Here is an 11,275-nt window from a genome sequence, read left to right on the forward strand (position 1 = left end):
GCGCCCGCCCCGCCCCGGGCGGGGCGCCCGCCGGGGCGGGGGGGGGGGGGGGGGGGGGGGGGGGGGGGGGGCGCCGCCCCCCCCCCCCCCCCCCCCTCCGGGGTTGAACAGCCGGCCCGGTCAAGCCATCGGAGCGAGCGCCAAGGTCGCCCCGAGCCCGACAAGCGCCGTGCCGATCAGTTTGTTGACCACTGTCTGCCGGTCGAGCAGCGCGACGCGCAGCCTGGCGATCGAGAAGAACACCGCCACCAGGCTGAACCACACCAGGTGTGTCACCGACATGAACAGCCCGCAGCCGAGCCGGAGCGCGAACGGCGTGTCCGCGTGGATGACCTGGGTGTACGTACTGACCACGAACAGTGTGGCCTTCGGGTTGAGCACGTTGGTCAGGAACCCGGTGCGCAGCGCGGCCAGGGAGGTCATCGGCGGCGCGTCCGACAGGTCGACATCGACCCTGGCGCGGGTGGTGAACGTCCTGACGCCGATGTAGACCAGGTACGCCGCCCCGACCAGTTTGATCGCCGTGAACAGCGACGGGTTCCGGGAGATCAGCAGGCCGATGCCGAGCATCGTGTACGTGACGTGCACCAGCACGCCGAGGGCGATGCCCGCTGCTGCGATGAGACCGGCTTTCCGGCCGTACAGATAGCTGTTCCTGGTGATCATGGCGAAGTCCCCGCCGGGGCTGATGACGGCGAGGACGGTGATTACGGCGACGGCGATCAATTCGCCCATGTTTTCTTCCTTCTGATGTCAGGGTTCGCGGATCAGCCCTGTCGGCCATCGTTCTGACAGGCCATCAGGCCCAGCGCCGGAAGATGATCCTCGCACCGCATTCCCGATGACGGCTCAGCCTGGCAATGGGTTCCCGGAGTTGCCACACCGCTCCGCGTCGACCGAATCCACTGGGAACAGTCGACGCTCGGCGATCTTCGAAGCGGTCCGGACCGACCGCGCCGGGCCCGTCGCAGACAGCTGATCCGGCTCCCGCGTAATCGCGGTCCTGTCGGTTCTCGGGCCGGAAACGAGTCGGGGATAGTCCAACTTAGTCTGTACTAAGGTCCTGTTCTGGGTTTCCCGCCGGACCAGGCCGTGTTGTCTGGCGCCGTGCGTCGCAAGGCGCCGGATCCGAACTCGTATCGGTCATACCTGGAGGATTCGGCAACGCCGCGAGCGGCGGTGCCAGGCTGTGTCCACCAGTTCGCCGCTCACAGTTCCCCCACCGGCCGAGAAGATCTTCGCCTGCGGGGATCACAGCACAGAGCCCTGACAGCGGTACGCCTGGGACCGACCGGCTCAGCGCGGCGCGATCACCAGGCTCTGCGCCCCGCGCCCGATCGGTCCCTTCTCATCGTGCAGCGCCGACTCCGCGAGCCCGATGCCGCCCGGGTCGATGCTCGTACTGGCCTGGACGCACACCCATTCGCCGACCGGGTAGCGCTGTAGATGCACCGTCAGGTCCGGGTTGATGAAGATGTGCGTCGCCCAGTCGAGGACGTTGCTCATGCCGTTGCCGGTGTCCGCAGCGATCAGCACCCGGGACAGGGGGGAGATCTCCTGGCCTTCGATCAGCGGGTAGCGCATCCGCATCCAGCCGGTGGCCGGGCCGTTGGCGACGAACTCGCCGTCCGTGAACCGGAACTCCATCGCCGCGTGGTGGCCCTCGTCGTAGTCGAGCGGGAAGAACGGCACCGTACGGCCTTCCTGCGCGGCAGGGACCGCCGGAGCGAACTGAACCTGCGGGACCGACTCGGGCACCGCCCGGAGCAGCACCGCTGTCGCCCGCATGACCTCCTTCCCGCCTACCGGGCGGAGCGACGCCTCGATGAGTTCGACCGTACGACCCGACCTCAACACCCGTACTTCTACTTCGAGTTCGGCGATCGGAACCGGTCGCAGGATCTCGAACGAGATCCGCGCGACGCGCAGGTCGTCCCGTACGCCGTCCCTGGTTTCGATCGCCTGCCCGAGGAGTGCCGCCGGCGGGCCGCCGTGCTGGGAGCCCGCGTCCCACGGCCCCCGGGTGTGCGCGGTCGCGCTGTAGCGACTCTTCCCTGTCGCGGTGTAGAAGGCTGCTGCTGTTCCGGTTGTGCTCATGTGGTCCGCTCCTCGGGGTTCACGATGGCCGTGGAACCTACAACACAGCGGGGCCCGCTTCGCATCCACGACACACAACGGTCCCGCTCCGCGTAATCGCGGAACGGGACCGTTTCACAGGTTCACTGACACCTGGTCAGTGAGCGTGGATGTGGTTCGTCTCCTGGATCTTCGCCCAGGACTTCGGCTGTACGGGCGGAGTCTGCGGTCCGGCGATGCGCGCCTGGGCCGCCGCGGGGGCCGCGGGCTTCTCCGGCGTGAACAGCCAGGTCTGGTACCAGTCGTCGAGCCGCTGGCCGGAGATGCGCTCCGCGTAACGGAGGAAGTCGCCGGTGCTGGCGTTGCCGTACTTGTGCTCGACGGGCCAGCCCTTGAGGATCTGGAAGAACTTCTCGTCGCCGATCCGGTTGCGCAGCGCCTGGATCGACAGCGCCCCGCGGTCGTAGACGGCGATGTGGAACTCGTTGTCCGGGCCGGGGTCGCCGATCTTGACCTTCCAGAAGTCGTCGGTCGCGGGGACCGACGCGTAGGTCCAGTCGGCGAGTTCCTGTGCGGTGCCCTCGTTCTCGGACTCCGACCACAGCCATTGGCTGTAGCGGGCGAAGCCTTCGTTGATCCAGATGTCCTGCCAGTTCTTGACGGAGGTGTTGTCCCCGTACCACTGGTGGGCGAGTTCGTGGACGACCACGGAGACGTTGGTGCCGCGGGAGAAGGCGATGGGGCTGTAGAACACCCTGGTCTGCGTCTCCAGGGCGTACGTGCTGCGCACGTTGGGGACGTAGCCGCCCGCGGAGTTGAACGGGTAGGGGCCGAAGCGCTCGGCGAGCCAGTCGACGATCTCGGGTGTGCGTTCCACGCTGGCCTTGGCGGCGCCGGTGTTCGCCCCGAGGTCCTTGCTGTAGTAGTTGTAGAACGGCACGCCGTTGTCGCTGACTCCGCTGCTGACGTCGAACTTCCCGACGGCGAGGGTGGCCAGGTAGGTGGCCTGCGGCTTGTCGGAGCGCCAGTTGTAGCGGGTCCAGCCGGCCTTCGAGACGGGCCTGGCGGGCAGGCCGTTGCTGACGACCTGGTAGCCGTCGGGGACCTGGACGGAGACGTCGAAGGTGGCCTTGTCCGACGGGTGGTCGTTGCTCGGGAACCACCACCAGGCGGCCTGCGGCTCGTTGGCGACGACCGCGCCGTCGGGTGTGCGGTACCAGTTCTTCAGCCCGCGGACCTCGACCTCGGAGGGGATTCCGGAGTAGCGCACCGTGACGGTGAACTCCTCGCCCTTTTTGATCTTGTTCTTCGGGGTGACGACGAGCTCGTGCAGGGACTCGGTGGCGAACTTCGCCTTGTTGCCGTTGACCCGGACCTCGCTGGCCGCGAGGGCGAAGTCGAGGTTGAACCGGCTGAGGTCCTGGGTGGCCTTGACCACCAGCGTGGCGGTGCCTTCGAGCTTGTCGGTCTGGGGCTGGTATTTCAGCCGCAGGTCGTAGTGGGATACGTCGTACCCGCCGTTTCCGTCTTCGGGGTAGTACGGATCGCCCACGCCCGGGGCTCCGGGGCGGGTGTCGGCGGCGGACGCCGGGATTGCCAGCAGCAGCCCGAAAGCCGCCGCGGCCGACACAACGATTCTTGTACGCACAGGTCCTCCATCTTGTCGGTGGACGAACACCTGGACCATATGGAGCGAACACCCGTTCCGGGAGCCCCAGGAGTCACGTGTTACCCGATGGTGACTCTTGTTGCACAAAGATCAACTGGGGGTCACCGCGGCGCGTCCGGCAGGAGAAATCGTTGCCCGGAGACTGCCCCGGGATTGCCGGGGCCCCTGAGGCGCGGGTCCCCCGTACGGCGTAGGCCCACCGCCGGCGGCAGGCCCGCGTCCAGGCCAGCGCCCGCCTGGTGTCAGCCATCCGCAGAGCGGGCTGACCAGCAGAGCCGCAGCGCGGACTGACCGCCCCGGGAGCCGGATCCGTCCAGCCGGACAGTGTCCGCTGCGGGATAGTGTCTGCCGCGGGATCACTCGCAGCGGACCGAGGAGCAGCCGGATGGGCCAGCAGGAAAATCCACGTATATGCGTCGTCGGAGCCGGTTCGATCGGCGGTTTCCTGGGCGGGCGGCTCGCCGCCGCCGGACTGTCGGTCAGCGCGGTCGCGCGCGGTAGGACCCTGGGTGCGTTGCGGGAGCACGGCTGGCGGGTGCGGGGGCATGACGGGCTGCTGACCGCCCCGGTGGAGCGGGCGAGCGCGGACCCCGCCGACCTCGGCCCGCAGGACGTCGTCTTCCTCGCGGTCAAGGCTCCCGCCCTCGCCGGTGCGGTCGAGCACATCGCCCCGCTGTTGCACGAGGACACCGTCGTCGTCACCGCGATGAACGGCGTGCCGTGGTGGTTCTTCGACGGCTTCGGCGGCGTGCACGAGGGGTTGCGGCTGAAGGCCGTAGACCGCGACGGCTCCATTGCCGCCGCAGTCCCGACGAAGCACGTCCTGGGCTGTGTCGTCCACGTGAGCGCGAGCGTCCCGGAGCCGGGGCTCGTCAACCACCACAACGGGCAGGGCTTCATTCTGGGTGAGCCCGCCGGGGGCGGTTCGGAACGTCTGCGTACGGTTGCCGGCCTGCTTGAGCGCGCCGGGTTCAACGCCACGACGTCCCCGCGCATCCACCGGGACATCTGGTACAAGCTGTGGGGCAACATGACCATGAACCCGGTCTCCGCGCTGACGGGCGCGGCCTCGGACCGGATCCTGGACGACGAACTGGTCAACGCCTTCTGCCAGTCCGTGATGATCGAGGCTTCGGCGATCGGCGCGGCGATCGGCTGCCCCATCGACGAGCAGCCCGCCGACCGCATCAAGGTCACCCGCGCACTGGGGTCGTTCAAGACCTCGATGCTGCAGGACGCCGAGGCGGGCCGGGGAATCGAGCTCGACTCCCTGGTGACCGTCGTACGGGAGATCGGCCTCGCGGTGGGGGTCCCCACCCCGTCGATCGACGCGCTGCTCGGCCTGACCCGGCTGAACGCACAGACGCGCGGGCTCTACTGAGCCCCAGGCCCCCGCCTGAGGACCCGGCCTGAAGCCCCCGCCTGAAGAACCGACCTGAAGACCCACGATGAAAAGACGAAAGAGCGGTCCGCACAAGCGAACTGACGTACCGTCAGCACTGACGCCGCGTCACCGGCCCTCCGTACGGCCCGCTCTTTCGTCGTGGGCGCTTGAATCAGTGCACGACAACCGTCTTCCCGCGCGCCCCGCCGGCCTTGCTCGCCGCGAGCGCGGCGGGCGCGTCCTCGAACTTGACCTCGTGCTCGACGGGCACCTTCAACGCGCCGGCGTCGACCCGGGCGGACAAGGTCCGGAGCGTGTTGCCGGTCGGGGTGAGTGCGAAGTTGATCCCGTCCACGCCCTTGGACTTCAAGTCCTCGACGTCCGCGACGTACCGGGTGGTGACGGCGACGCCGCCGTCGTGGACGAGGAGGGCATGCCGGGCGAAGGACTCGCCCATCGTGAGGTCGACCAGCGCGTCCACGCCGTCGGGGTAGTCCTGCTTGATGTGCTGTTCCAGGTCCTCGGTGGTGCTGTCGATGTGCTCGGCTGCGCCGAGGGCCTCCATCCGCTTGGAGTCGTCCCCCTGGGTGACGGCCGTGACGCGGGTGCCGTTCGCCGCGGCGAGCTGGACCAGGAAGGAGCCGACTCCCCCGGCCGCCCCGACGACCAGCACACTCTGGCCTGGTCCGATGCGCCCGGAGTCGAGGATCGCCTGGGCGGTCATCCCCGCGGTGGGCAGGGCAGCCGCCTGGACGAGGGAGACCCGGTGCGGCGCGAGCGCGATCGTGCCGTCCTCGGGCATCGTCAGGTATTCGGCATGGGTGCCGCCCATGACCGGGCGGCCGAGGAGCGCCTGGCCGTAGACCGTGTCACCGACCAGGTAGGCGTGCGCGCCGTCACCGACGGCTTCGACGGTGCCGGCGAAGTCGACGCCCAGCGCCAGGGGGAAGTCCTCGATGTCCGGGTTGATCAGGCCGTCGCCGATCTGCCAGTCGATCGGGTTGACGCCGGAGGCCTTGACCTTCACCAGCACCTCGCCGGGCCCCGCCACCGGTTTGGGCAGGTCCACCAGCTCCGGCGTGGCCTTGAACTTCGTGACGGCAACGGCTCGCACTGTGTCTCCCTTGGTCAGTGTGTCGGCGCGGGGTGTCCGGTCCGCTCCGGACGAGCGGCGACAACGCGGGTAGCTTGACCGTTTATGCACAGTTTTGAACGCAAAAGCACTTAAGATTTATACGTACTTAGCCGACTTGTCGGAGTGTCGCCGGTCGGGTCACGCAGCCCGGCGCACTGTGGATCAGGACTTCCGGCGCCGTTTCCGGGTCTTCCCGGACGGTGCCGGCCCGGTGCCGCCCGCCGCCGCCCGCCGGGCCAGTCTGCGGGCCGCGTCGGCCAGTGCGGGGTCCGGCAGGACTGCGGCGAGGACCCGGAGCACATCACAGGCCCCCCGCCCCTGGTCGGCCAAGGCCTCCAGGAGGTCGTGGGCGCTGCCCGCCCACCCGGCGGCGGCCTGCTCGAAGGCGGCGCGGAGCGTGCTGCCCGGCTTGTGGGTCGCTCCGCCGAGCAGGATCGCGGCATGGTCCTCGCGCAGCGCCGTCATCAGCCGGTCCAGCTGGAGGACCGCCAACGCTGGGACCGGCGGCTCACCGCCGGGGCGCTGCCCCAGGTGGAGCAGGGTCCGCGCGGCGTACGCGCCGATGACCGGGTCCGTCACCGTGGACCGCAGGGCCTGGACGAACGGCTCGGCGGCCTCGTCCGTGTCGGGTTCCATCGCCAGGAGCGGACCGCGGTCGTCCCCGGACACGCCGAGGACGGCGAGCAGTTCCTGGCGGTCCGGGCCCCGGAGGCCCGCCGCGACCAGCAGTTGCCGCCAGCCTTCGGTTGCCCCGGGTTGCGCGGCCAGCCACTGCTCCAGGACCTGCGCGGCGGTCACCCGGTCCCATTCGAGGAGCGCTGTGGCCACAGTCGCGGCGTCCCAGCCCGCGAGGTCCTGCGCACGGTCGGCCCGGACGCCGCCGTGCACCAGCCCGGCGTACACGAGCGCCCGGCCCAGACCGGTGATCGACAGGCGGTCGCCGTCCCGGGCCAGGACGCCGAGCGCGCAGAACCGGTCGAGGAGCAGCGTGTACCAGTAGGCGCCCTCGGCCAGGTCCTCACGTTCCTCCCGGTCTGTTTCGGAGAAACCCACCCCGCCCAGCTCCGCGTCCGCGGGCAGTCGGTAGGCGCCGTCCTGCCCGGACCACTTCCGCGGGGCGCGGACCAGCCGGGGCAGGTCTGCGACCGCGTCGTCGAGCGGGAGCGGCGCCGGGGCGGGCCGCGGCTTGAGCGGCGGGCTCGACTGGACCGCCCACATCATCGAGACCCCCGTCTGCGCGGCCACCGACAGCGGCCCGGTGCGGTCGTACAGCTCCAGGAGCAGCAGGGCGTGCTCAGAGTCGAGGTACTCGACCAGCTCCGGGTCCCGCTCCTCGGTGTCGTCCTCGTCGGGCTCATGGCCTTCGGCGCGGGCCGCCTGCTCCCACAGCTCCGGCTGCCCCTGGGTGAGGCAGGCGAGTGCGTCCAGGGCGATCCGGGTGAGCGTGGCCGGGCCGGCCGACTCCCACAACTCCGTGCCGCCCTCGGCCAGACCGGTGGCTTCGGCGATCGCGGAGACGAGGTCGAGGACCGGGGTCCAGTCGCCTTCCGCCGTACGGCCGTCGCACACGCCCCGCGCACCGGCCCGGGGGTCCGCGGACCAGCGGGCGGCGGCGGTGAGCAGCGGCGAGGCCCGGACGAGCGCGGCGAGGCCGGTGTCGTCCGGCAGCGCGACCGGGAGGAAGTGCCGGTCGCCGCCCCCGGTGAAGACCTCGTCGGTGACCTCCGCGAGGTCGAGGTGCAGTCCGCGCGTCGCGGCGGGCACCATGCCGTCGGCGAGTCTCCGGTAGGGGCCGGCCAGGGCCGCGCCGAGTCCGGCGGCGGTCCATTCGTCGAGCAGTTCCCCAGCGGTGCGCTCAGCGTTGCCGGAGAGCTCGTCGACGCTTCTGTACGGCGGGAGTTCGACCTGTTCCAGTTGCTCTTCGTACCACTGCACGGACTGTTCGAGCAGCAGGCTGCACAGGGTGACGCTCGCGGCCTCCCCTGCTGTGGCGATCCGGTCGCACAGCACCGGGCTGACAGTGTCGAGGAGGGCCCAGCCGGGAACTCCCTCCGGCGCTTCCCAGCGCGCCAGTCCGTCGGCGCGCTGCGCTGTGGGGCGGCGGCTGAAGTCCTCCAACCAGCGGATGACGGCCCGACTGTCGGTGCGGTCCACGCCGTCGGAGCGCAGCAGGGCCGCGTAGTGCCGACGCCACGTCAGCAGTTCGGTGCCGGTGGTGAGCGCGGTGAAGCCGGGCATCGCGTCGCTGAGCGCGGTGAGCAGTTTCGCCTGACGTTTGGTGTTGAGCATCCGGAGTTCATGCTGACGGTCGATCATCAGCTTGACCACGGTGGCGTATTCAGCCTGTTCGTCGGCGGAGATGTCGGCCATCAGCGGCAGGTCGTCGTTGAACAACTGGCCGATGAGGCCGGCGGTGACGACCAGCGCTCCGGAGCGGACCGCGGCCCCGCGGAGCAGGGCCAGTGTGGTCAGCACCCGCACCGGGCGCTCTGTGACGGCGTCGCCGCGCGAAGCGGCCCACGCCAGGAAGGATCCGACGACCGGCGCGGCTGCGGCACGAGGCTCGTACATCCATTCAGGGTAGCCACCCGCCCGCTGCCGCAGGGTCACTCTTTCGGGGGGATTGAACCGGCGGCCCCAGCGTGACGTCAGGTTCTCGCGGGGCCGGCCCGGCCGCTGCGGCACGGCGTCCGGCGAGCAGCCGCCGGATCTGCGCCGCCACCGCCGCAGGGTCCTCCACCGGTGTCATGTGGCCCAGGCCCGGGAGCTCCACCAGGTCGACCAGGTTCGGTACGAGTGCGGCGATGCGCCGCGCGTGCGAGGGCGGGGTCAGCCGGTCGGCTCCGCCGACGAGGACGATCACGGGGGCGGCGAGGAACGGCAGGTGTGCGGCCAGGTCCAGTTCGCCGAGCACCCGCGCCCAGCCGGTGCGCACCCTGGTCGGGCAGGCGTGCACGATGCGCGCGCAGAAGTCGATCTGCTCGGGGGTGGACGCGGTGCCCATGGTGCCGTAGCGGAGCACCCGCCTGCCCGCGGCGGTCACCGGGCCGAGCGGCAGCGGTGAGCGCAGGGCGGTCCGGGAGACTGCGGCGGCCAGGCGCGGCAGCCGCTGCGCGAAGGGCACGAGCGCCATCCCGGCCACCAGGGCGTCGGCGCCGGTGTCGGCGAGCAGGACACCAGCGGTGCGGTCCCGTACGTCCTGCCGGTCGGCGGCGGCCATCACGCTCATGCCGCCCATGCTGTGGCCGGCCAGGACCGCCTTCTCCCCCGCCGGCAAGGTCGCGTCGAGGACCGCTGAAAGATCGTCGGCGAGGGCCTCGGTGCTGTAGGAGCCGTTGACCGGGAGGCCGCTGCGTCCGTGTCCGCGCTGGTCGTAGACCACCACCCGAAGGTCGTCGACGAGGCGGTGCAGTACGGGTGTCCAGAAAAGTGTGGAACAGGTCCACCCGTGGGCGAGGACGACGACCGGTGCGCCGGCGGGTCCGTACTCCTCGATGTGGAGCCGGGTGCCGTCGAGTGATCGCACGCGACGGGTGCGCGCCGGTTCGGGCGGGGTCAGTTCCGGTGGGACGGCCAGTGGCCCGCGCTTGCCACGGGGTCGTTTTCCGGACGTGCGTGTGTCGGTCCTTCGGGTGAGCATTCCGTTCGGAGCCATTGCCCCCACCATTCCTTACTCGCTGGTAACCAGACCGTAGACGAGACGCCCGGGGTTCGGAAGGGCTGCGCCATGTCGCGCTACCCGGACCACAGTTCGAGGCGGACCACCCGCACGGGGGAAATCCGGGCCACTCGTTTGACCCACTTACTACCAACGAGTAACAAGGTAATCACGATGTGACGCCTGAACGGTCTCCCGCTCGGGGAACCGGTCGTGACACCCCTTCAGAACAGGGGGACCCCATGGTCCGCAGCAGCAGTGACCGCCACCTCCGGATCGTCCGGGCACCGGCCCGCGAGCCCGCCTTCGACCCGGATCCGAACCCTGACAGCACGTCAGTCCTCCGTCCGCCCGCCGGAGGGGACCGGCCAGGGCCGGTCACGTACGGCGCCCTCGCCCTTTCCCGACCGGCGGCGGAGCCTTCACCCCGCCCCCGCCTCCTGCTGGTCGCACCGCCGCCCGCCCCGGAGAAGGCCCCTGCCGAGGGGCCGCGCCACGCGGCCCACCTGGTGCGGATGCTCGTCGAAGTGCTCTCCGGGCTGCGCGCGACGACCCAGCTGACGCCACTGGCCACCGAGCAGGTGTACCTGGACCTGAACCGGCTCGCCGGCTCGGTGCGCAGGCTGCGCCCGAACAGTGTGTACGTCCAGGTGCACCGCCCTACGACGCCACGCGAAGGTGTCTGCGAGAGCAGCCTGCTGCTCCGGGTGGGCGCCGAGCCGCTACTCCTGGCCTTCCGCCTCGACCGGGGTGCCGTGCGTGGCGGAAATCCGCTCACCATCCGCCCTGTCGCCGGAGTTTCCGTGAGACGGGCGGCCGGAACGCCGTCCTGGCTGTGCACGGCGCTCGAACACCGGTGACACCACCCCGGGGTTGTTCCTGTTGATCTTCCGTCGACACCCCGGTGACCTGCCAATACACCCGAACCGCTTGAGTGCTGCGGCGAAAGGTGGAATTTTAGACGTTTCCACGGGGGGAGATTTTCCACAGGAGGTAGTTCCGTGTCCCCGCTCAACACCGGCGAGAAATGCATGGCTCTGCGTGATCTCGGCGGGATCTTCAGCCACTCTGTGGCCAAAGGAACCGAAGGCACCGTGGTCGACCGCAGTGGTTGGGCCGTCACCCGCTACAGCATCAGGTTCGACAACGGGGAGATGATCCACAACCTTCCCGAGAACGACCTGGCGAAGGTCGACGTGCCCATGTGAGCCGGTTGAACCCGCCGTGGGGGGGGGGGGGGGGGGGGGGGGGGGCGGGGGGGGGGGGCCCCCCCCCCCCCCCCCCCCCCGCCGCCCCCGGCCCCCGCTCCGGTCTCGTCCCCCGCGGTGCTGCCACCTCCGCCTCCGCCAGTCG

Annotated in this window: 9 protein-coding genes; 3 read left to right on the plus strand and 6 right to left on the minus strand. The window is 70.3% G+C overall.

The window, feature by feature from the left end:
* Window positions 1-120: 120 nt before the first annotated feature.
* The 3 genes from AC0Z36_RS28560 to AC0Z36_RS28570 all read right to left on the minus strand — a co-directional run bounded on the left by AC0Z36_RS28560 (window position 121) and on the right by AC0Z36_RS28570 (window position 3,763).
* A complete protein-coding gene (locus tag AC0Z36_RS28560; protein ID WP_485465975.1) occupies window positions 121-735 on the minus strand; it encodes a LysE family translocator in 615 nt (204 codons plus the stop codon).
* 561 nt (window positions 736-1,296) lie between these two features.
* Window positions 1,297-2,097 (minus strand): thioesterase family protein, encoded by an 801-nt coding sequence (locus AC0Z36_RS28565; protein ID WP_485465976.1) that lies wholly within the window; start codon window positions 2,095-2,097, stop codon window positions 1,297-1,299.
* 136 nt (window positions 2,098-2,233) lie between these two features.
* Window positions 2,234-3,763, minus strand: coding sequence for a M1 family metallopeptidase (locus AC0Z36_RS28570; protein ID WP_485465977.1), 1,530 nt, complete (start codon window positions 3,761-3,763; stop codon window positions 2,234-2,236).
* A 367-nt stretch (window positions 3,764-4,130) separates the two neighbouring features.
* Between AC0Z36_RS28570 and AC0Z36_RS28575 the strand changes: the two genes are divergently transcribed.
* Window positions 4,131-5,126: a 2-dehydropantoate 2-reductase gene (locus AC0Z36_RS28575; RefSeq protein ID WP_485465978.1), complete on the plus strand. Its 996-nt coding sequence runs from the start codon at window positions 4,131-4,133 to the stop codon at window positions 5,124-5,126.
* Window positions 5,127-5,301: 175 nt separating this feature from the next.
* On the opposite strand, the gene AC0Z36_RS28580 is transcribed toward AC0Z36_RS28575, so the two are convergent.
* The 3 genes from AC0Z36_RS28580 to AC0Z36_RS28590 form a co-directional block, all read right to left on the minus strand.
* Window positions 5,302-6,243, minus strand: coding sequence for an NADP-dependent oxidoreductase (locus tag AC0Z36_RS28580; protein WP_485465979.1), 942 nt, complete (start codon window positions 6,241-6,243; stop codon window positions 5,302-5,304).
* A 183-nt stretch (window positions 6,244-6,426) separates the two neighbouring features.
* Window positions 6,427-8,835, minus strand: coding sequence for a hypothetical protein (locus tag AC0Z36_RS28585; protein ID WP_485465980.1), 2,409 nt, complete (start codon window positions 8,833-8,835; stop codon window positions 6,427-6,429).
* A gap of 4 nt (window positions 8,836-8,839) precedes the next feature.
* Window positions 8,840-9,790, minus strand: a complete 951-nt coding sequence (locus tag AC0Z36_RS28590; RefSeq protein ID WP_485465981.1) for an alpha/beta fold hydrolase — start codon at window positions 9,788-9,790, stop codon at window positions 8,840-8,842.
* A gap of 374 nt (window positions 9,791-10,164) precedes the next feature.
* Here AC0Z36_RS28590 and AC0Z36_RS28595 point away from each other — a divergent pair, with 374 nt between their 5' ends.
* Together AC0Z36_RS28595 and AC0Z36_RS28600 are read left to right on the plus strand one after the other, a co-directional pair.
* Window positions 10,165-10,782 (plus strand): Rv3235 family protein, encoded by a 618-nt coding sequence (locus AC0Z36_RS28595; protein WP_485465982.1) that lies wholly within the window; start codon window positions 10,165-10,167, stop codon window positions 10,780-10,782.
* Between the two features lie 141 nt (window positions 10,783-10,923).
* Window positions 10,924-11,130 carry a hypothetical protein gene (locus AC0Z36_RS28600; RefSeq protein ID WP_485465983.1) on the plus strand — a complete coding sequence of 69 codons (207 nt, stop codon included), beginning with the start codon at window positions 10,924-10,926 and terminating at the stop codon, window positions 11,128-11,130.
* The last annotated feature ends 145 nt before the right edge of the window (window positions 11,131-11,275 follow it).

This window comes from Kitasatospora sp. UYEF31, assembly GCF_057291755.1.

Coding starts and splice junctions, on each gene's coding strand:
- AC0Z36_RS28575 (WP_485465978.1), top strand. CDS start 4,131: ATGGGCCAGCAGGAAAATCCACGTATATGCGTCGTCGGAGCCGGTTCG.
- AC0Z36_RS28585 (WP_485465980.1), bottom strand. CDS start 8,835: ATGTACGAGCCTCGTGCCGCAGCCGCGCCGGTCGTCGGATCCTTCCTG.
- AC0Z36_RS28595 (WP_485465982.1), top strand. CDS start 10,165: ATGGTCCGCAGCAGCAGTGACCGCCACCTCCGGATCGTCCGGGCACCG.
- AC0Z36_RS28570 (WP_485465977.1), bottom strand. CDS start 3,763: ATGGTCCAGGTGTTCGTCCACCGACAAGATGGAGGACCTGTGCGTACA.
- AC0Z36_RS28565 (WP_485465976.1), bottom strand. CDS start 2,097: ATGAGCACAACCGGAACAGCAGCAGCCTTCTACACCGCGACAGGGAAG.
- AC0Z36_RS28560 (WP_485465975.1), bottom strand. CDS start 735: ATGGGCGAATTGATCGCCGTCGCCGTAATCACCGTCCTCGCCGTCATC.